This window comes from Acidimicrobiales bacterium (assembly GCA_040219085.1).
In the GTDB taxonomy this organism is placed as follows: domain Bacteria; phylum Actinomycetota; class Acidimicrobiia; order Acidimicrobiales; family JAVJTC01; genus JAVJTC01.
The window spans coordinates 73,818-93,666 of the sequence record JAVJTC010000031.1 but is presented as its reverse complement, the minus strand read 5'-3'; the positions used below and the strand labels follow the sequence as shown (position 1 = coordinate 93,666).

At 68.8% G+C, this 19,849-nt stretch carries 19 protein-coding genes; 10 read left to right on the top strand and 9 right to left on the bottom strand.

Annotated features, from left to right (window positions below):
• Nucleotides 1-92: 92 nt before the first annotated feature.
• From RIE08_14040 to RIE08_13995, 10 genes are all read left to right on the top strand, one after another.
• Nucleotides 93-563 carry a TadE/TadG family type IV pilus assembly protein gene (locus RIE08_14040; protein MEQ8718727.1) on the top strand — a complete coding sequence of 157 codons (471 nt, stop codon included), beginning with the start codon at nucleotides 93-95 and terminating at the stop codon, nucleotides 561-563.
• A complete protein-coding gene (locus RIE08_14035) occupies nucleotides 548-1,684 on the top strand; it encodes a pilus assembly protein TadG-related protein (GenBank protein MEQ8718726.1) in 1,137 nt (378 codons plus the stop codon). Before RIE08_14040 ends, RIE08_14035 begins: the two co-directional genes overlap by 16 nt.
• A gap of 175 nt (nucleotides 1,685-1,859) precedes the next feature.
• Nucleotides 1,860-2,705 (top strand): hypothetical protein, encoded by an 846-nt coding sequence (locus RIE08_14030; protein MEQ8718725.1) that lies wholly within the window; start codon nucleotides 1,860-1,862, stop codon nucleotides 2,703-2,705.
• Nucleotides 2,702-3,883, top strand: a complete 1,182-nt coding sequence (locus tag RIE08_14025) for a P-loop NTPase (protein ID MEQ8718724.1) — start codon at nucleotides 2,702-2,704, stop codon at nucleotides 3,881-3,883. Before RIE08_14030 ends, RIE08_14025 begins: the two co-directional genes overlap by 4 nt.
• Nucleotides 3,880-5,280 carry a CpaF family protein gene (locus tag RIE08_14020; protein MEQ8718723.1) on the top strand — a complete coding sequence of 467 codons (1,401 nt, stop codon included), beginning with the start codon at nucleotides 3,880-3,882 and terminating at the stop codon, nucleotides 5,278-5,280. Before RIE08_14025 ends, RIE08_14020 begins: the two co-directional genes overlap by 4 nt.
• Nucleotides 5,277-7,223 (top strand): VWA domain-containing protein, encoded by a 1,947-nt coding sequence (locus RIE08_14015; protein ID MEQ8718722.1) that lies wholly within the window; start codon nucleotides 5,277-5,279, stop codon nucleotides 7,221-7,223. Before RIE08_14020 ends, RIE08_14015 begins: the two co-directional genes overlap by 4 nt.
• 19 nt (nucleotides 7,224-7,242) lie before the next feature.
• Nucleotides 7,243-8,157, top strand: a complete 915-nt coding sequence (locus tag RIE08_14010; GenBank protein MEQ8718721.1) for a type II secretion system F family protein — start codon at nucleotides 7,243-7,245, stop codon at nucleotides 8,155-8,157.
• A 2-nt stretch (nucleotides 8,158-8,159) separates the two neighbouring features.
• Nucleotides 8,160-9,176, top strand: coding sequence for a DnaB-like helicase C-terminal domain-containing protein (locus RIE08_14005; protein MEQ8718720.1), 1,017 nt, complete (start codon nucleotides 8,160-8,162; stop codon nucleotides 9,174-9,176).
• A 5-nt stretch (nucleotides 9,177-9,181) separates the two neighbouring features.
• Nucleotides 9,182-9,745 carry a prepilin peptidase gene (locus tag RIE08_14000; protein ID MEQ8718719.1) on the top strand — a complete coding sequence of 188 codons (564 nt, stop codon included), beginning with the start codon at nucleotides 9,182-9,184 and terminating at the stop codon, nucleotides 9,743-9,745.
• 82 nt (nucleotides 9,746-9,827) lie between these two features.
• Nucleotides 9,828-10,673: a PAC2 family protein gene (locus tag RIE08_13995; GenBank protein ID MEQ8718718.1), complete on the top strand. Its 846-nt coding sequence runs from the start codon at nucleotides 9,828-9,830 to the stop codon at nucleotides 10,671-10,673.
• Between the two features lie 38 nt (nucleotides 10,674-10,711).
• Here RIE08_13995 and RIE08_13990 read toward each other — a convergent pair whose 3' ends face one another.
• From RIE08_13990 to RIE08_13950, 9 genes are all read right to left on the bottom strand, one after another.
• Nucleotides 10,712-11,608 (bottom strand): ROK family protein, encoded by an 897-nt coding sequence (locus tag RIE08_13990; GenBank protein ID MEQ8718717.1) that lies wholly within the window; start codon nucleotides 11,606-11,608, stop codon nucleotides 10,712-10,714.
• 72 nt (nucleotides 11,609-11,680) lie between these two features.
• A complete protein-coding gene (locus RIE08_13985) occupies nucleotides 11,681-12,292 on the bottom strand; it encodes an HD domain-containing protein (protein MEQ8718716.1) in 612 nt (203 codons plus the stop codon).
• A 3-nt stretch (nucleotides 12,293-12,295) separates the two neighbouring features.
• Nucleotides 12,296-12,820: a hypothetical protein gene (locus RIE08_13980; protein MEQ8718715.1), complete on the bottom strand. Its 525-nt coding sequence runs from the start codon at nucleotides 12,818-12,820 to the stop codon at nucleotides 12,296-12,298.
• Between the two features lie 95 nt (nucleotides 12,821-12,915).
• A complete protein-coding gene (gene ald, locus RIE08_13975) occupies nucleotides 12,916-14,028 on the bottom strand; it encodes an alanine dehydrogenase (GenBank protein MEQ8718714.1) in 1,113 nt (370 codons plus the stop codon).
• 63 nt (nucleotides 14,029-14,091) lie between these two features.
• Nucleotides 14,092-15,489 (bottom strand): sensor domain-containing diguanylate cyclase, encoded by a 1,398-nt coding sequence (locus RIE08_13970; GenBank protein MEQ8718713.1) that lies wholly within the window; start codon nucleotides 15,487-15,489, stop codon nucleotides 14,092-14,094.
• A 96-nt stretch (nucleotides 15,490-15,585) separates the two neighbouring features.
• Nucleotides 15,586-17,370, bottom strand: a complete 1,785-nt coding sequence (locus RIE08_13965; protein ID MEQ8718712.1) for a solute carrier family 26 protein — start codon at nucleotides 17,368-17,370, stop codon at nucleotides 15,586-15,588.
• Between the two features lie 71 nt (nucleotides 17,371-17,441).
• Nucleotides 17,442-18,050, bottom strand: coding sequence for a histidine phosphatase family protein (locus RIE08_13960; GenBank protein MEQ8718711.1), 609 nt, complete (start codon nucleotides 18,048-18,050; stop codon nucleotides 17,442-17,444).
• Between the two features lie 74 nt (nucleotides 18,051-18,124).
• Complete coding sequence (locus tag RIE08_13955; protein MEQ8718710.1) at nucleotides 18,125-18,847, bottom strand: NAD(P)H-hydrate epimerase; 723 nt, start codon at nucleotides 18,845-18,847, stop codon at nucleotides 18,125-18,127.
• A gap of 106 nt (nucleotides 18,848-18,953) precedes the next feature.
• Nucleotides 18,954-19,814 (bottom strand): L,D-transpeptidase family protein, encoded by an 861-nt coding sequence (locus RIE08_13950; GenBank protein MEQ8718709.1) that lies wholly within the window; start codon nucleotides 19,812-19,814, stop codon nucleotides 18,954-18,956.
• Nucleotides 19,815-19,849: the final 35 nt, after the last annotated feature.

The window sequence follows — 19,849 nt, the reverse complement described above, 5'->3', positions numbered from 1 at the left end:
GCCTCAAGAAGACGGCCCTTGCTGCCGATCTGCAGACCAGAACTTCACGGTCTGTGGCGGCGCACCCAGGGGCACCGGAACGGAGACACGAGATGACAGCACTAAGACGAGCGATGAGGCTCCGCTGGCGGCGCGACGACGGCGCTGTCGCCATCGAATTCGCGCTCGTGCTTCCGATCCTCGTGGTGCTCGTCTTCGGCATCATCCAGTTCGGACTGTTCTTCAACCGTCAGCAGGGGGTCCACGCCGCGGCCCGCGAGGGCGCCCGCATCGCCGCCCTGTCCTCGACGACCTCCGACGACGTCGTCTCGAGGGTCGATGACGCGCTGAGCGGCATCTCGTTGCCCGACGGTCGCACGATCACGATCTCCGCGCCTGCTCCCTACGGGACCCGGGTGTTCGAGCAGGGAGCGAGCGCCGACACCGCCCGCCCCTGCCAGGAGAACCTCGGCCTATCGGTGACGGTGACCGTCACGGCCTCCATGGATTTCGAGCTCCCACCCATCATGACGAGAGACGTCACCGTCACGGGGACAGGTGATTTCCGGTGCGAATCGGACTGAACACCGCAGGCCGGGTCGTCGGGAACCTCCGGCGCCGGCTTCGTGACATCGGAGCGCGCGGAGCCGTCGCCATCATGGTCGGAGTGGGCATGACGGCCTTCCTCGGCTTCGCAGCCATGGCTGTGGACCTCGGCAATGCCTGGCAGGACGAACGAAAGCTGCACACGGCGACCGACGCCGCAGCGCTCGCCGCAGCCCTCACGGAGGCGGACGGCGCGGACCCCGCGGTGGGCTGTTCGGAGGCCGTCGCAGAGGTCCGCTTCGAGTCGAACGGGTTCACCGTCGATGACGGCACGACCTTCACCTGTACCTATGTCGAGCATCCCTCAGGAGTGGGTGGCGTGGTCACCGTCGAGGCGACCGACACCGTCGAGTACCAGTTCGCCCCGGTGCTCGGGATCGACGACGGCACGGTCACATCACGAAGCCGCGCCCAGTGGGGATGGGTCACGAGTCCCACCGGCCTGCGCCCGCTCGGTATCTGCGACTCGACGTTCAGCGACCTCGTCGGCGGCTGGGACGCGTCGTCGGAGTCGGGCGTGATCACGGTCCCGTACAACAAGCCCGACCCCGGCCCCTCGGGCGAGGAGCCCTGCGGCACCGCACCCTCCAACTGGGGGATCATCGACTTCGATGCCGGCTCGAACTCCAACTCCGACATCAAGACGTGGCTGGAGGAGGGATACCCGGGAGAGGTCCACGACGGTGACCCACTGGGGGACTGCGACGACGCGAGCGCGTGGTACGACCCGGGCGCCTGCTACGAGGGTGACACCGGCGCGTTCTCCGGCAGCCTCGTCGACGCGATGAACTACCTCGTTTCACAACAGATCGTGTTCGGGGTCCCGCTGTTCAACAACTGCTCGGCCAAGTGCAACGGCGCCAACGCCGAACTCCACATCGTGGACTTCGCCCGCGTGCGTCTCGTCGGCTTCAAGGCAACGGGGAGCGCTCACAGCCGCTACCTCCAGGTCGTGCTCGTCCCCGGGCCGCTCGAGGGTGGCTGTTGCGGCGACGACTCGAGCTTCGGGGTCTTCGGGGTCTCGCTGTGCGGCTTCGAGGGCACCAACGAGTGCGCCGCCGAGCCGACACCGACACCGACGGCGACCCCAGACCCCTGATGGACGGCGGGAGCCCCCGCCGAGGTGTGAGCGTCGCCGCCGGCGAGGCCCCACCCAGAGGTCGACGTCGTGCGGCTGCACGGGCTGCGGGATTTTCCCTCCGCTGGATCCTCAGGATTGGGGAGGAAGCCGCCGATAAGGACAACGCACTGATCATCCGGCAGGGGAGCGTGCTGTGAAACGTAAGGTCATCGGAGTCGTCGCAGCGATCGCACTCGCGGCGCTCGGAACAATCATTCTGGTTCGCTGGGTGGAGGACGCTGAAGAGCGCGCCCTGGCCGGCGAGGAGCAGGTCCAGGTCTTCATCGTGCGGGAGCCGGTCGAAGCCGGCACCCCCATCGAGGACTTCCTCGACGTGCTCGACGTCGACGAGGTACCCGTCAAGGTGAGGGCCGCCACGGCGGTGACGAATCTCGAGTCGATGGCCGGCCGGGTGGCCTCCGTCAACCTGATCCCGGGCGAGCAGCTCGTGGCGAGCCGCCTCGTGGTGCCCCAGGCGTTCGACAACCGCGACCTCCAGGTCGAAAAGCCCGAGGGCTACCTGGAGCTCTCGATGGCGGTCAGCGCTGACCGGTTCATCAGCGGCATCCCCAGAGCCGGCGACACAGTCGCCATCATCGCCTCGTTCGGCCCCGCCACGCTCCTCGACGGTGGCGGCATCGTCCTCGACGACGGCGGAACCATTCCGCTACCGGACGAGTTGAGTGCCGATCAGACAGAAGAGATCCCCGAGACGACCCACATCCTCATGCACAAGGTCCTGATCACCGAGATCCAGGTCACGGACATCACGACCCAGCCCGAGACCGACGATCCCACGGCGCCGATCCGGGCCCCGGAGGGCGGGTTCCTCGTGACCTTCGCCCTCAGCGCCCCCGACGTCGAGCGTCTCGTCTTCACCAACGTGAACGGCGACATCTGGTTCGCCCTGGAGCCCGAGAACGCTCCCGAGGGCGGCACCAAGGAGGTCCAGCGGGGCAACGTCTTCGACTCGACGGAGCCCGAGGCAGCGGACCAATGATCATCCTCGCCTCACCCGACCCCTCCTTCGAGGGCCTGATCGGCGGACTCGGTCCCCGTTTCGCCGAACCGCTCTCGAGGCGGTGGAACGACGACTGGGTCGACGCCTCGCCCATAGACGTCGTCAAGGTCGTGACCACCGGCAACCCCGACGTCGTCGTGATCGGTCCCGACGTCGACGAGGCCATCGCACTGGCATGGACCCGCTCGATGAACGCAGAGCGTCCCGACGTCGCCTGCATCCTCGTCGGCAACGTGCGCCCCGACTTCGTCATGGACGCCATGCGGGCCGGCGCCCGCGACGTCCTCGCCGACGACGCCACCGACACCGAAGTCGCCGAGGCCCTGGACCGTGCAATGGGCACTGCCTCACGCATCCGGGAGACCCTCAACGAGAAGGACGAACACCGTTCGCGGGTCCTGTGCGTGCTCTCACCCAAGGGCGGCAGCGGCAAGACCACGATCGCGACCAACCTCGCCTACGGGCTGGCCCGACGCCAGGACGGCAACACCGCTCTCGTCGACCTCGACATCCAGTTCGGCGACGTCTCCCACGCGCTGCAACTGCACCCCGAGCGCACGATCGGCGATGCGGCTCTGAGTTCACAGGGCGGACTGGACCTGACCACGCTGAAGGTCTTCCTGACACCCCACGACTCCGGCCTCTACGTCCTCGCCAGCCCCGACTCTCTGATCCAGGCCGAGGAGGTGTCGTCCCAGCACGTCAAGAAGCTGTTGTCGCTGCTCTCGGACCTGTTCGGCTACGTCGTCATCGACACGGGCGCCGGCATCGACGAGCACGCGCTCATGGCGATGGAGTTCGCAACCGACCTGATCCTCGTCGCCGCGTGCGACACGGCCAGCGTGCGCGCCGCCCGGCGCGAGATCGAGGCGCTCGACCTCATCGGAATGACGACCCAGCGCCGCCACCTGGTGCTGAACCGGGTCGACAGCCGGGTCGGGCTCGAACCCGAAGACGTCGAGGCGACGCTCGGGATGGACGCGATCGCGAAGATCCCGGCATCCAGAGGTGTGATGCAGTCCACGAACACCGGACAGCCCCTGCTCTCCGACGAGGCCAAGGACGCCGCCATGCGACCCATGTGGGAGATGGTCGACTTCTTCCTCCCCGACAGGTCCGAGGACCACGAGCGCGGCGGGTGGAGGTGGGGTCGATGAAGCTCGGCGACATGTTCCGTCAGGCCGGGGTGGTCAACTCCGAGGGCGGAACCGACATCTTCGGGACCGCGGAGCGCAACGACACCGCTCCCATGGACCCCATGCAGGCGCTCAAGCAGCGTGCCCAGGAAGGGCTGTTCGCCCGCCTCGGTGAGCGTCTGTTCGACGCATCCCTGTCCCAGGAGCAGCTCCACACCTTCGTCGTGCGCGAGCTCGACGAGGTGATGCGCACCGAGGACATCCCTCTCGACACCGACGAGCGGCACCGTCTCGTCAACGAGGTCAAGGACGACATCCTCGGCTACGGGCCGATCGAGCGGTTCCTCGCCGACGAATCCGTGACCGAGGTCATGGTCAACGGCGACAAGGCCATCTACATCGAGCGCAACGGCAGCATCGAGCGCAGCGAAGCCCGCTTCATGTCCCAGGACCACCTCCGTCAGGTGATCGAGCGCATCGTCTCCAAGGTCGGTCGTCGCATCGACGAGTCCTCCCCGATGGTCGACGCCCGGCTCCCGGACGGATCCCGTGTCAACGCGATCATCCCGCCGCTGGCCGTCGATGGCCCGATGCTCACCATCCGTAAGTTCTCCAAGAAGGTCCTCGGCGTCACCGACCTCATCGAGAAGAAGGCCTTCAGCGAGCAGTCCGCCGAGTTCCTCGAAGCCTGCGTCGTGGGCAAGCTCAACATCCTGGTCTCGGGCGGTACCGGCACCGGTAAGACGACGATGCTCAACGTGATGTCGGGTTTCATCCCGGAGTGGGAACGCATCATCACGATCGAGGACGCCGTCGAACTCCGGCTCCGCCAGCGCCACGTGGTGCGCCTGGAGGCCCGTCCTCCGAACGTCGAGGGAAAGGGCGAGGTCCGAATCCGTGACCTCGTCAAGAACTCTCTGCGCATGCGCCCCGACCGCATCGTCGTCGGTGAGGTCCGTGGTGGTGAAGCTCTCGACATGCTCCAGGCCATGAACACCGGCCACGAGGGCTCGTTGACCACCCTCCACGCCAACACGCCCCGAGACGCTCTCGCACGACTCGAGACCATGGTCCTGATGGCCGGTGTCGACCTACCGATGCGGGCCATCCGGGAGCAGGTGGCCGCTGCGCTGGACCTGATCGTACAGATCGCCCGTCTACGCGACGGCACCCGGCGGATCGTGAAGATCAGCGAGGTGGTCGGCATGGAGGGCGACAAGTTGACCCTCGCCGACATCTACGAGTTCGACTACGACGCGGGCTTCACCGAGGACGGCCTGTTCGCGGGGCGCCTGCGTCCCACGGGTCTGCGCCCGATGTTCGCTGACAAGCTCAAGCGTGAGGGCATCGAGTTGCCCAGCGAGATCTTCGACGTCAACAACGTCCTCGCCCAATTGAACGGGGATGCGTACCGATGAGGATCACCCGTGAGCTGGCTCTTCTGTTCGTCGCCGTCATCATCGCCTGCGTCGTCGCCACGGCGGTCCCGGCACGCGCCCAGGACCTGACCGAAGCCGACATCCAGATCGCGTCGGTCGACAGCTCCGAGTACCCCGAGGTCACAGTGACCGTGCGGGTACCCCGGGTCTTCACCGACGTCGATCTGCGCGCCGGGGCGTTCGCCCTGAGCGAGGGGGGCGTCGAACGGGAGGTGAGCGTCGAGAAGGTCACCGACCCCGTCGAGGTCGTGATCGTCCTCGACACGTCATCGTCGATGGAGGGCGAACCGCTGGGAGCCGCCAAGTCCGCCGCGACGACTTTCGTCGACTCGCTCCCCGCCGACGCGACGGTCTCGGTCGTCGGGTTCGGCGGCGAGACGCTGGTCGCCGCACCGCCGACCACGGACCGCGAGGCGACCGCAGCGGCGATCGAGGCGCTCCAGACGAGCGGGGACACGGCGCTCTACGACGCCGTGGTGACCGCCGCAGATCTCCTCGTGGGGGGTGACGGCGTCCAGAGTTTCGTCGTCGTCCTGTCCGATGGCGCAGACACGGTGAGCAACGCTTCCATCGCGACAGCAGCGGAAGCCGTGAGCCAACACAACGCCTCGCTCTACGCCGTCGGGCTCCAGAGCCCGGAAGCCGACCTGTCAGGTCTGAGCGAGCTCGCTTCGCGCGCCGGCGGCAACACCTACAGCGCATCTGAACTCGACCAGCTCGGCGACATCTACGACTCGATCGCCGGGCGCGTCGCGAACACGTACAACCTGAGCTTCGCTGCGACCTCCGACGGCCCCGTCGTTCTTCGGGTGGTGGTCCTCGCCGAGGACACTCTCGTGCAGACCCAGGCCACAGTGGAGCTCTCCCCCGGTGCGGCGGCAAGCCCGGTGACGGGCACGACACTGCCGCCGAACGTCGGCGACATCGAACTCGGGGCGCCGGCTTCGCGCCTCGTCAAGAACCCCGGATTCGTGAGCGAGTACGGCCTCTACATCGGTGGCGCGGCGTTCTTCATCGCTCTCGCCATGGTGTTGCGCACGATCTTCGCGACGGCCTCGAAGCCGAACCCGCGCAAGGCCGTCCAGCGCGCCCACGCCGACCTGCGCGAGGCGCCGAGCACGATCGCACGCCTCGGCCAGCGTTTCTCGCTCTTCACGGACCGGGTGCTCGAGAACCAGGAGAAGGCCCGCGGTATCAACCGGGCGCTGGACTCGGCCGGGATCAACATGCGCCCCGGCGAGTTCGTGGCGGTCGTGATCGGCGCCTCTCTCGGCAGCTTCTTCGTGTTCTCGATCCTGTTCGGCCCGATCGGTGGCCTGGTCGTGGCAGCGCTCGTGGCCTTCGGATCCCGGGTCCTCGTCAACTTCAAGGCCAACCGACGCAGGACGAGGTTCGCCGACCAGCTACCCGACACCCTCATGATCCTGTCGAGCACCCTGCGAGCCGGGTACGGCGTCCAGCAGGCGCTCAACGGTGTGACCGAGGAGACAGAGTCTCCGACGAAGGAGGAGTTCACCCGCGCCGTCGTCGAGACCCGCATCGGTCGCGACCTCGGCGATGCCCTCGAAGGCATCTACGCCCGGGTGGGCAACGAGGACTTCCTGTGGGTCATCCGGGCGATCGGTATCAACCGTGAGCTCGGCGGTGACCTGGCGGAGATCCTCGACAACGTCGGGGAAACCATTCGAGACCGTGCGCAGGTGAAGGCGCAGGTCCGCTCGCTCACCGCTGAGGGACGCCTCTCGGCACTGGTCCTCATGATCCTGCCGATCTTCGTGGCCGGATTCATCCAGCTGACGAACCCGGGCTACATCAACCTGTTGTTCCAGGACGCCCGCGGCTGGGGGGCCCTCGCGTTCGGCGCGACGCTGCTCGGCATCGGTGGCCTGTGGATCAAGAAGATCGTCAATATCCGCTACTGAGAAAGGAGTCACAATGTTGATGGACGTCCCCCTCATCATCTACGTCGGCGCCGCTGCGGTGATCGCCGCGATCGGCCTCATCATGTGGGCCTTCCTCACCCAGGCGGCCGGCGCGAGCACCGCTGCCGACCTCTCCGGAATCACCGACATGCGCGAGGCCGTGCTGCGCGAGAGCGCCGGCGACCGGCTTCTCAGCCCGATCCTGCGGGGTCTGGGCCGCCGCACCCGTCGACTGACGCCGACCGGCATGATCGACAACCTCGACAAGAAGGTGCGATACGCGGGGCTCTCCCACAAGTGGCCCACCGAGCGGATCCTCGCGATGAAGGCCCTGCTGGCCATCGCCGGGTTCGCATTCGGGTTCCTGTACTTCCGCTCCAACGGTGGCGGGATGGGCGTTCTCGTGCTCTTCGGCCTCGGCTTCGCCGGGTACATGGCACCGGACTTCAAGCTCAACAAGCTCGCCGAGACCCGTGGCCGTGAGATCAACTACCAGCTGCCCGACGTGCTCGACCAGATGACCGTGTCGGTCGAGGCCGGCCTCGGCTTCGATGCGGCCATGGCCCGCGTGGTCAAGGAGGACGAGGGGCCGCTGTGTGACGAACTCGGACGGGCGATGCAGGACGTCCAGCTCGGCGTGCGTCGCAGCGATGCGCTGGGTGCGATCCTGGAACGCACGGATTCCGCGGACCTCCGCCACTTCCTGCTCGCGCTGACCCAGGCCGAACGGCTCGGCATGCCGCTCGCCCGCGTGCTGCGTGTGCAGGCCAAGGAGATGCGCCACAAGCGCAGGATGCGAGCCGAGGAGGCCGCCATGAAGACGCCGGTGAAACTCGTCTTCCCGCTGATCCTGACCATCCTCCCGGCCCTGTTCGTCGTGATCATGGGCCCCGCGGCCATCAGGATCATGGACTCGGGGGTGTTCGGAGGATGACGATGATCCCGCAACTCGAGATCGAGGAACGGACCCCTTCGGTCGAACCCCTCGCAGCGAGTCGCCTCCTCGCGGACCTGAGCCTCGCCGTCGCACGGCGCGGCGAAACGGCCGGTCCCCTCGCGACGGGGTATCACCCCCTCGACACGTTCCTGAACGGCGGATTCTCCCCCGGCAACCTCGTCGTCACCGGCGGAAAGCCCGGCACGGGCAAGACCGTCATGTTGATGCAGTGGGCCCGGGAAATGGCGAAACGGGGGACGAAGGTCGCCTACGTCTGCTACGACCACGGCGAACGCGCCATGCTCGGGCGCCTGCTGACGCTCGAGCTCGGCGAGGTGGCGGCCGACGTCGACGCCACCACCATCGAACACCTGCGCACGAAGGTGCGCGACCACGTGGCGGGCCGGTGCAGCGGTGAACAACTCGTCGACTTCCACCCGGCCCTGCGCATCGCCTACGACGAGATCAGCGACTACGGCGACAACCTCGTTCTCTACAGGGGTTCGGTCCGTAGCACTGACCTGCGCGCGCTCAGGTCGATCGCCGATTCGTCGGTCGGCTCGGGCGGAGCGCTCTTCGTCGACTTCATCCAGAAGGTCCCCGCCGGCCCGAACGGGGGGCACAGCGAGGCGACCGTCGTCGCCGCCGGCCTCAAGGATCTCGCCGTCGACCACGACGTCGCGGTCATCGCAGCGGCGTCCGTGAACGAGATGGGCCTGCGCCAGCGTCGTCTCCGCGTCGACCACCTCAACGCAGCGGCTGCCCTGGTTCACGAGGCCGACCTGCTGATGCTGCTCAACGACAAGTCCACGGCGTTGTCCAAGAACCACCTCGCCTACGATCTGACCATGTTGGAGAAAGCCCGCGGTCTCATGGTGTTGACCATCGAGAAGAACCGCGACGGACCGGCACCGATCTCCTTCGAGTTCCACAAGCGCTTCTCCAGCTTCCGGTTCGACCCCCAGGGGGGATTCCTGTCCGAGACGCTGATCGACGACACCCTGTTCTCGGAGTGACAGCGGTGGAGGCGACGACGGCCACCGAGCCGTCAGCGACGGTCGGCCCCATTGCCGCCGCGGTGGGGACGCTGCTCGTCGGCATCGTCGGCCTCTTCGCCGCCGACTCGGCGGATGCGTGGGACGCCGTCGTGGTGGCGACCTGCCTGCCGTTCCTTGCGATCGCGACGTGGATCGACCTACGCGAGCTACGCATCCCGAACCGCCTCAACGCAACCTTCGCTGCGACCGTGCTGACTGTCGTCACGATCGCCACCATCGCCGACGGCGGATTCGGTGCCCTCGGTCGCTCGGTGGGCGCGGCCTTCGCGCTGTTCGCCGTGTACCTCGCCCTGCATGCGATCAGCCCGGGAGGATTCGGGGGCGGCGACGTGAAGTTGGGCTTCGGCACCGGCGCCCTCCTCGGCTGGTTCTCCTGGTCGACCCTCCTCCAGGGTGCGCTGGCCGCCTTCGTCCTCAACGGCGTCATCGCAGTCGTGCTGCTCGCGGCCACGCGTGGCCGGCTGCGGGAACTCCCGTTCGGACCCTCCATCGCGATCGGCGCCCTCCTCGCGATCGTCGCGGTCTGACCGCCCCGGGACTCGGAGGCCCCCGACCCGTCGCTAGGGTTGAAAGGGCACAGCCGGCGAGCGTGAGAGGGGCTGGAGTCCGATGAGCGAACTCCACTGGGATGACGATCCCGAACTCGACGCGCCGCTCATGGTCGTGGCCTTCGAGGGCCTCTTCGACGCCGCTGGTGCTGCTACGACGGCGGTCGCGCGGCTGGCGGAACGCCACGGTGCCGAAGCGTTCGCCCGTATCGACCCCGACCCCTTCTTCGACTTCACCCAGCGGCGCCCCGAGATCGCCTTCGACGAAGCCGCCGTGCGGACGGTCGTCTGGCCCGAGAACCACTTCGCCGCCGCTTCGGGCGTATCGGGCCGTGACCTGGTTCTACTCGCCGGTGTCGAGCCGCACCTGCGCTGGCCCACCTTCGCGGAGCACGTCGCCCGGGTCGCCTACCACTGCGGGGTACAGGTGGTGGTCACCCTCGGCGCAACTGTTGGCGTGGCGCCGCACACCCGCCCGCTCGGCGTCGTGGCGTCCTCTTCGGACCCCGATCTCGCGAACCGGCTGGGGCTGGCGCCACCGTCCTACGAGGGCCCGACCGGGCTCGTCGGCGTGCTGCACGATCAACTCGACAGGGCCGGCATCCCCGCCGTGTCGCTGCGTGTGGCGGTCCCCCATTACGTACCCTCGCCACCGAACCCCGAGGCCACCCGGTCACTGCTGGCCCGTCTCGAACTCGTGTTGGGCGTCGACGGCGGCGCCGAGGAGCTCGACGACGACGCACGCGACTGGCGCCGCCAGGTGGACGCCGCCGTCGCCGAGGACCCCGAGATCGCCGACTACGTCGCAGAACTCGAGCGATCTGTCGACTCCTCCGACGAGCTGGTACCCAGCGCCGAGGAACTCGCCGAGGAGCTCGAGGCCTGGTTGAGGGGACGACAGAGCTGACGCGCCCGCTCACACCCACGGGGCGGGCGCAGGAACCCTCAGTCGGCGGGCAGGATCTTCATTCCCGCCGCACGCAGCGCAACCGCTGCCGCGCCGATCAGCGGGCCGTCCGCGCCGAGTTCCCCCGGGCGCACGACCGTGCCCCGCGAGTGGTCGAGCCGACAGAGCTGGTCCACAGTTCGTTGCGCGGCATCGAAGAAGTCGTCGCCATAGCCGAGCGCGACGGACCCTGAGACCAGAGCCAACCGCAGGTCGAGCAGATTGGCGACGGAGGCGATGCCGCGCCCGACGAGCTCGCCCACGTGGCGCCGCACTTCGACAGGTGCAGTAGCTGGGTCGGCGCCCGTGACGGCCCGGATGGCGGTGCCCGATGCCTGACCTTCCAGATTCCCGCGTGCCCCCGAGGCATCGGCACGCCCGTCGGGTTCGACGAAGACATGACCGACATGGCCCGCGTTGCCGTCGGCGCCGTGGAGCAGTCTCCCCTCGAGGACGATGCCCCCACCGACCCCGGTCGACACCACCATCGCTATGTAGTCGGTCTCCCCGCGCGCCCCGCCGAGCCACCCCTCACCGAGGGCGAGGGCCTTGGCGTCGTTCTCGACGTGGGTGGGCAGACCGAGCTCGCGGCTGAGCCGCTCGCCGAGCGGGAAGTCCCGCCACACCGCGATGTTGAGTGGCGAGATCAACCGGTGCATCTCGCGGGCGGGACCACCGGTCCCCACGCCACAGATGGTCGGCGCCTCGTCGACAGCCGACATCGCGTCGGAGGCGAGCTCCACGACGGTCCCGAACAATTCCTCACCGGTTGCGGCGGCGGCGGTGGGCGCCTGCCCCCGTGCGAGGATCTCACCGTCTCTGGAGACGACCCCCACGGCGACCTTGGTTCCACCGATGTCGACGGCCAGCACGTGCCGGGGCCCGGAGCGCTGCATCGGGCCACGATACCGGGCAGGTCGGAGCCCCGCCGGTGGCCCGGAGGAGCCCTCGAGGCGCGGGTCGAACCCTCAGGGCGCCGCGGGAACCGGAACCTGCGCCCGGCTGCGACCCCGGAGGTGGCTCGTGACGAGCGACTCGAGGAGGCGACGGTGACCTTCGAGGTCCGCTGTGACGGACCCAGGTGTCTTGGCCGCGTCGTCGAAGCGGCGCAGGGCGAGGGCGTCCAGAGCCCAGGGCAGGTCTTCGAAGCCGTCAACCCCATGCGCCGAGAGTGGTCCTCCCTGAGCGGCGAGGTCCCACCGCGATGCGGGCGTGAGCCTGTTCACGTACGCGGGCTCCACGGCGCAGAGGTACCGCTTCGCGCGGACGTGGAGGGCGATCGGCGCGGTCACCGCAGACCCGAAGAAGGGCGCGAGATACCGGGCAGCCACGGCCTCGTGGTGCCTCCCCCCGCTTCCTGGGCGACACGACCCGTCGTGAGCCCGGTGTGCGAGGAGGTGTCCGATGTCATGGAGCAGCGCCGCAGCGACGAGACCAGCCGACGCTCCGGCCGCCTCGGCCAACGCGGCGGTCTGTAGCGCGTGGTCGAGTTGGCTCACCGGCTCGTCGAGACGGACGTCGGCCCCGCACCGCAGAAGTCCGAGGATCTCGTCGACGACCGTCCCCGCCGATGAGGCCACCGCTCAGCTCGATGTCTGCTGGAGTTCCCGACAGCCCGAACCGGGGCTCGCGACGTCGACGGGGCCGTAGGCGGCCACGACGACCGGTCCCGACTCCCCATCGCTCGGCCAGGCACCCGAACACGCCCCTGCAACCCATACGACCGCGCCCACGGGAAGGGCCACCGGCACAGGATCGTGCCCGGAGTCGGCTTCGATCTCCACGACGGTGCAGGCGCCGTCGCGGGACACCGACAGCGACAGCATCGCGGCGAGGCGGCCCGGCGGAACCTCGATGCCCTCGGTCGCGGTCGGCACCACCACCCCGCCGAGGCAGGCCTCCCGGCCGAGTAGAAGCGAGGCTTCCCGTTTGAGTCGAGCCGAACTGAACAGCGTCCGTAGGGGAAGTCCGATGTCGATCGGACCGACGCCGGCCCCCTCGGCGAGATCCGCCGCACACGTGCGCATCCGCTCGATCGACGTCGGACCGAGGACGCTGCCGTGTACCCAACGCCGCTCGTTCCAATGTTCGAGGTCGGGAGATGCCACATGGTGACCGTATTCTGCGGGGGTTACGGCTGCGGAAAGGTGAACTGAAGGGCTGTGGAAATCGCGGCGGCGCTGTGTCGTGTCCGTCTGCCCCGTCAGCTCAAATCGGGGTCTGTGACGAGTTCCACTCCCAGAGCAGCTGCGACGGCGGGCTCGGTCACGTGGCCCCTGTGGATGTTCAGCCCGTCGCGCAGGGGCCCGGAGCTCCGCAGGGCGGCGCGGATTCCATGGTCTGCGAGGTACATGACGAACGGGAGCGTCGCGTTGTTCAACGCCAGCGTGGACGTACGAGGCACGGCACCGGGCATGTTCGCAACGCAGTAGTGCACGACGTCGTCCACCACGAAGGTCGGATGGCTGTGTGTCGTCGGATGCGACGTCTCGATGCAGCCTCCCTGATCGATGGCCACGTCCACGACCACCGACCCGGGTCGCATTGCGCTCACATGCTGCGCGGTCACCAGCTTCGGCGCCGCGGCGCCGGGCACGAGAACCGCACCGATCACGAGGTCCGCCGCTATGACGAACTGCGTCAGCGACGAGAGCGTCGAGTAGACCGTCCGCAGCGCTGGACCGAACCGGTCCGCGAGGTGCCCGAGCACCGCGGCGTCGCGATCGAGGACGGTCACGTCGGCGCCGAGGCCGATCGCCATCTCGATCGCGTTGGACCCCACGACACCGCCACCGATCACGACGACGTGGCCGGGCACGACACCGGGAACGCCGCCGAGGAGAATCCCGGAGCCGCCCTGAGGGCCTTCGAGGCAGTGGGCCCCGGCCTGCACGGCGAGGCGGCCGGCCACCTGCGACATCGGAGCGAGCAGCGGGAGGCCCCCTCTGGCGTCGGTCACCGTCTCGTATGCGATGCACGTTGCGCCCGACTGCATCAGCTCGCGCGCCTGATCCGGGTCGGGCGCCAGATGGAGGTACGTGAACAACGTGTGCCGGGGGCCGAGCATCGCCCGCTCGGAGGCCTGGGGCTCCTTCACCTTCACGATGAGCTCGGCGCGTTCGAAGACCGAGCGTGCCGTGGCCTCGATCTCCGCCCCGACCGCCGAGTAGTCCGCGTCGGAGAAACCCGAACCCTCACCGGCCCCCGTCTCGACCAGGACGGTGTGTTCGTGGCCGACCGCCTCGGCGACGCTTGCGGGACTCAGTCCCACCCGCCGTTCGGAGTCTTTGATCTCGCGTGGAACGCCGATGATCACCGGACCGTCCCCTCTCCGTCGTGTACCCGGGCCTGTGATGGACCCGTACCTCGTCGCTCCAGACTAGGCGGGCTGCGTCACGGGAGACGGGCCGGCCACGCGCCGGGTCGCCGGCGAGCCGGGGGGATCGCCGCCTCCCTGGTCGACGCGGATTTCCGTCTCGGCTGCATCCGACACGCCGGGTTCCGCCCTGGATGGTTCCGCGTCATACCCGACGACACGATCACGGCCAGAGGTCTTGGCCGCGTAGAGGGCCTCGTCGGCGGCGGCGACGACCCCGGCGACCGAGGCTGCATCGGTCGAGTCGGCGACACCGAGGCTGGTGGTGAAGATGGGCAGGCTGCCGTCGCCGAGCGCGGCCGAGAGCTCGGTCCGTATCCGCTCTGCGACCTCTAGGGCGGCCGCACGCCCGCTCCCCGGCAGCAACAGGACGAACTCCTCGCCACCGTGGCGGGCGACGACGTCCTCCTCGGTGCGGACCGAGCGACGCAGCACCGAGGCGAACAGCCGAAGCGCGCGGTCGCCGGTCGAGTGCCCGTAGGTGTCGTTCAGATCCTTGAAGTGGTCGAGGTCGGCCATGACCACGGCGAAGGACCTGCCCCGTTCGGCGAGCTTGGTAGCCGCCTCGTCGAATGTGCGCCGATTCACGAGGCCGGTGAGCGGATCGGTCGACGCCTGCAGCTGACTGTCGGCCAGCGCACGGATCATTCCGAGCCTGTTGCCCGTCTGGGCCATCAGGAACCCGAGCCGCTCCGTGTCGGCAGCCGATGGGGGCTCGTGCTCGGGTCCGACGACGTGGAGAACGCCGACGGACTTGGACAGCACGGTCAGGGGAACGCACGCCGCCGAACAGGCCCCCAGCTCGCGCCCGCGTAGCCGCGGGCAGGCGTCGATCCGTTCAGACGATGAGAATCGGAGCGGACGCCCGTGGCGCACCGCGATGCATTCCCGCGGCGAACGCACCCCGCAACCGGGCACCGCGGAACCGGTGGTCATCGCGCGGCGCAGGTGAGCGTCGCTCGAGTCGGCGAGCAGCAGTTCCGCCGGGGCGTCACCCATCACCTCGACGGTGGCGCGCGCGACGACATCGAGCACGCCGGCTTCGTCGTCGGCGATCTCGACTGCACGGGTCATTCGCTGGTGGTCGCGACGGGTCTCGATCTCGGCGCGCAGGGCCTCGTCTTTCTCGGCCGCCACTCGGCGCTCCCGAGCCAGCCGGCGCCCGATGGCGCGACCGACGATCAGCCACAGGAGCGGGATCGAGACCGCGAAGACGATTCCGAGGTCGACCGCCACCTGTGCCAGCGCCGGGACGTCGGGCGACACCGCGTCGACGAGAACGATCGACGAGGCCTCGATGACGAGAATCGCGAGCAGGACCGGACCGACCAGGTCGCGTAGATCCACGCGAGCGTCGTCGATGGCTTCCCCGATCTCCTCAGCACGCTTGCCGCCACGCATACAGGCCTCCCGTCGACCCGCCGACGGGTCGTCACCAGAACAGATCGGCGGAGGCGGCCCCGATGTTTAGCGCGAGCCGGCGAGCCGGTGGCCCCTCTAGGGGGCCGGCGCGGCTTCGGCCGTGTGCGCGGTGGGCCTCTCGTCGATCGCGTAGCCGCGCTGGTCGCGGGGACCGTCGTGGCCACCCCGGACGGCGTCGACGGCGTCCGCAGTCGACACGTGGATCCGCGTACCCAGCCGTTCCCACAGACCCGACCGCCGCAGGACGTCGCGGACGGGACCCTTCACGTCACTCATGTGCAGTTCGACGCCCCTCTGATCGAGGTCGTCGAGCACTTCGCGCAGCACTTCTGCGCCGGTGACATCGAGGTCGTTGATACCGGAGGCGTCGAGGACGAGCACCCGGGGCTCGACCGTGATCTCCGACGCGGTCCCGACGAGGAGGCGCTTGATCTTGGCGGCGTTGACGAAGGAGATGGCGGCGTCGATACGCAACACGCTGATGCCCGGGTACGTGTGCGCGTCGTCGAACCGCTCGACGTTGCGATAGGTCGTCGTGCCATCGACCCTGCCGAGAACGGCCGTGTGGGGAAGGGACATGCGTGCGAACACGACGAGCATCGAGGCGACGACCGCGACCCCTATTCCGATCTCGATGCCGAGGGCGAGGGTCGCCACGAACGCAACCGACAGACCGATGAGATCGCTGCGTTTCACGGCGGCGATATGGCGCATCTCGCGAACGTCGAAGAGTCCGATGACGGCCACGATGATGATCGCCCCGAGAGCAGCATTGGGCAGCGAGTCGAACAACGGCGTCAGGACGGCGAGAGTCAGCAGGACGAGCCCGGCGGTGATGACGGACGCGAGTGGTGTGCGGGCCCCGGCGCTGTCGTTGACGGCGGTGCGGGAGAAGCCTCCAGTCACGGGATAGCCACCGAAGATGCCGGACGCGACGTTGGCGGCGCCCAGCGCCACCAGTTCGGCGTTGGCGTCGACGTCGTGACCGTGGCGCCGGGCGTAGACCTTCGCCACGGCGATGGACTCCATGAACCCGACGAGGGTGATGACCAGCGCCGCCGCGGCCAGCGTGCCGAACAGCGATCCGTCCCATTGGGGGAACCCGAACGACGGCAGACCTTCGGGGATCTCGCCGACGGTACTCACCCCGCGGTCCGTCAGACCGAAGACCTCGACGATCGCAGTGGATGCGACGACGACGACGAGTGCACCGGGTAGCAGGGGCATGACCTTCTTCGCGACGAGTAGCACGATCACCGCACCGGCTCCGATTGCCAGCGTCGTCCCGTTCGTGCCGCCGATGTTGTCGATGACCTCCCGGACCGTCTCGTGGAAGTGGTCCCTGCGCTCCGTGGAGATGCCGAGAACGTGCTTGACCTGACTGAACCCGATGATGAGGGCCGCTGCCGCCGTGAAGCCGACGAGGACCGAGTGCGAGAGGAAGTCCACGAGGAAGCCGAGGCGACCGGCGCCGAGCACGAGGTGCAGAACGCCGACCATCACGGCGAGCATCGCCGCCGCCTCGAGGTATCCGGCACTCCCCTCGGCGACCACCGATCCCAGCGCTGATGCCGTGAGGAGCGACACGATGGCGACCGGACCGACGGCGAGTTGTCGTGACGTGCCGAAGATCGCGTAGATGAGCACCGGGATGGTCGCCGAGTACAGACCGACCTCGGGCGGGAGCCCTGCGAGCAGCGCGTACGCCATCGCCTGCGGGACGAGCATCGCTCCGACGGTCAGTCCGGCGGCGAGATCGCTGCGCAGATCGCCGCGGCGGTACCGGGGCGCCCATGTGAGGATCGGGAGGAGACGCCGACCGATGTTCCGGATCGCGTGCCCGGGGCTGGACTCTGTCATAGTCCGAATGTACGTACATCCGGTGTCCTTGTCAAGCTCCTCACGGACACATTCAGGAGGCCCGGCAGCCGTCAGGCGGCGGGCCCGGCCGCGTCGCCGGGCAGGCGACAGGCCTCGTTCCAACCCTCGATGACCCGGTCACCACGATCTATCCCGAGTATCGACACCGTCGCCGGACCCAGGACGAGATGACGACCGGTGTCGGGTGGAGCGCCGATCCAGCGCGACGCGAGGATGCGTAGGAACTGGCCGTGCGCGAACACCGCGACCGAACCGCCGACGGCGACCAACCGCTCGACGACGGCGTCGGCACGCCTGCCGACCGCAGCGAGGGTCTCCCCCTCGTGGATCGGCGCCGTCCAGATCGACCAGCTCGGATCACGGACGCGGTGGTCGGCGGTCACCGAGCCCTCGAACTCGCCGTAGTCCCACTCGACGAGGTCATCGTGGACGACAGCCCGGTCCCCGAGTCCGGCGAGATGACATGTCTGCGCCGCCCGCCGCAGGGGACTGGTCCAGACCTCGGCGAGTTCGAAAGCGGCGACCTTCGCCCCGAGCGCCGCCGCCTGCCGCTCACCCGTCTCGGTCAGACCGATGTCGGTGAGCCCGGTGTGACGGTGGGTGCGACTCCACTCCGTCTCGCCGTGGCGGATCAACAGGACCTGGGTCGTGGACTGCACGGTTCCTCGCAACGGATCGGGTCCAACCAGCACACCATGCCAGAGCCCCGGCCGCTCCGAGGCCGGGAGTCGGATCAGTCCCCGACCACCCGCAGAATCGAACCCGCGGACCAGTCCGGCGTGCGGTCGGCCGGCACCCCGAGCCCGACGAACACCGAGCGGGGAACCGAGATGTCAGCGAGGTACAGCTCCCCAGCGGCCGTCGTCCCCCTCAGGCCCGCCTTCGGCATCGCCAGGGTGAGCGTCGCGTCCGCCTCGACCGCCGGCACACCGACCCGACCCGTCGTCGTGTCCACCCCGCTGGGGCCGTCGAGAGCGACGACGAGCGAGGCCCGCCGGGTCCCGGCGACGAGGTCGGCGACGCGGCCACGCAGATCCCCGACCAGGCTGTACCCGACGAGCGCATCGATGGCCAGATCGACGTCGACGGGGTCATCGACGACGGGCACGTCCATCCGATCGACGATGTCGAGCTGGTCCGCCGGGACCCCCCGCATGTCGGCACGGTGCGGTGCGAGAACCACGGTCACGTCCACACCGGCATTCGCAAGGTGACGGGCGGCGACGAGGCCCCCTCCCCCGTTGCCGCCGGAGCCGACGTACACGGCGACCGACGCGGGGCTGAAGCGTTCCCTGACCAGGCGTGCAAGGCTGCGCCCGGCGTTCTCCATCATCTGTATCAACTCGATGCGGAGGTCCTGGGTCATCACGCGATCGACCGTGCGCATCTGATCGGTCGTGACCCAGGCGAGCGCGTCGGCCGCGACCTCGGGGTACATGGGACGGTCACGGCTCACGGTCACTCCCGGGCGGTCGGCGACGCTGACAAGCCTGCCACGGCCGTCGCCGACCCGGGGCCCCGGCGGAGCCCGGTAGACGGCGACGACCCGGGCTCTGCGGGCCTCAGTACACCCGCACCGGAGTGTGGATCTCGAGAGCACCTGTGTCCCACAGGTGATCCATCACGGCGTCGTGAACCCGGGCGCAGCCGTGTGACGCCGGGAAGCCGGGGATCTCCGGGGAACCGTGGACGGCGATCCCGCCGTCGAAGTACTTGGGCCGGTAGAGCGCTCCGAGGGGGCCGAAATCGGTCCCGTCGACCTCGCGGAAGACCTCGAACCGACCGGTGCGTGTCACCCATTCACCCCCGGAACCGGTGCTGGTGTTGAAGATCTCCACGACACTGCCATCGCGGACCACGAAGAGCACCTGGCGGGCGAGGTCCACCTCGACCACCGTGCCCGGCGTCGACTCGGTCCCCGCCGTCGGCCGTTGGGCCGTGTCGAGCGCGGCCAGGGTCGCAGCGCCGGCGATGCCGTCGCGGTGCAGCCCCTCGACCTTCTGGAAGGCCATCACCGCCTGTTCGGTCAGCTCACCGAAGCGGCCGTCGGTCTCAGGACCCACCCAGTATCCGAGCTCCGCGAGGCGCTCCTGGAGCCGGCGGACAGTCTCGCCCTCGTCGCCGATCCCCAGCGCATCTCCTGGCTCCGATGGCGTCGGATCACGGGTCTCGTCGGGCGTGGGCGCCGGGGCCGGAGCTGCGGGATCCTCAGGGGCCGGGGCCGGAGCTGCGGGATCCCCAGGGGCCGGGGCCGGAGTCGGTGGATCCTCGGGCGTGGGGGCGGGCGCGGGGTCCGTAGGGACCACCGGAGCTGGTGGGACCTCGGCGGCCGGCGGCTCCCCGAGGAGATCCCCACCGGCGAGGGCAGCACCACCGGCGATGACGGCGATCGTGATGATGATGACGACTGCGAGCTTCTTCATGGGCGTGTCTTTCTCGATCTGCTCCGACCTTCGGA

Bases quoted from the DNA above. Each gene is read 5' to 3' on its own strand.
- RIE08_14010 (MEQ8718721.1), top strand. From the start codon at position 7,243: ATGGACGTCCCCCTCATCATCTACGTCGGCGCCGCTGCGGTGATCGCC.
- RIE08_14020 (MEQ8718723.1), top strand. From the start codon at position 3,880: ATGAAGCTCGGCGACATGTTCCGTCAGGCCGGGGTGGTCAACTCCGAG.
- RIE08_14015 (MEQ8718722.1), top strand. From the start codon at position 5,277: ATGAGGATCACCCGTGAGCTGGCTCTTCTGTTCGTCGCCGTCATCATC.
- RIE08_14025 (MEQ8718724.1), top strand. From the start codon at position 2,702: ATGATCATCCTCGCCTCACCCGACCCCTCCTTCGAGGGCCTGATCGGC.
- RIE08_14040 (MEQ8718727.1), top strand. From the start codon at position 93: ATGACAGCACTAAGACGAGCGATGAGGCTCCGCTGGCGGCGCGACGAC.
- RIE08_13970 (MEQ8718713.1), bottom strand. From the start codon at position 15,489: ATGCGTGGCGGCAAGCGTGCTGAGGAGATCGGGGAAGCCATCGACGAC.
- RIE08_13995 (MEQ8718718.1), top strand. From the start codon at position 9,828: ATGAGCGAACTCCACTGGGATGACGATCCCGAACTCGACGCGCCGCTC.
- RIE08_13965 (MEQ8718712.1), bottom strand. From the start codon at position 17,370: ATGACAGAGTCCAGCCCCGGGCACGCGATCCGGAACATCGGTCGGCGT.
- RIE08_14005 (MEQ8718720.1), top strand. From the start codon at position 8,160: ATGATCCCGCAACTCGAGATCGAGGAACGGACCCCTTCGGTCGAACCC.
- RIE08_13990 (MEQ8718717.1), bottom strand. From the start codon at position 11,608: ATGCAGCGCTCCGGGCCCCGGCACGTGCTGGCCGTCGACATCGGTGGA.
- RIE08_13950 (MEQ8718709.1), bottom strand. From the start codon at position 19,814: ATGAAGAAGCTCGCAGTCGTCATCATCATCACGATCGCCGTCATCGCC.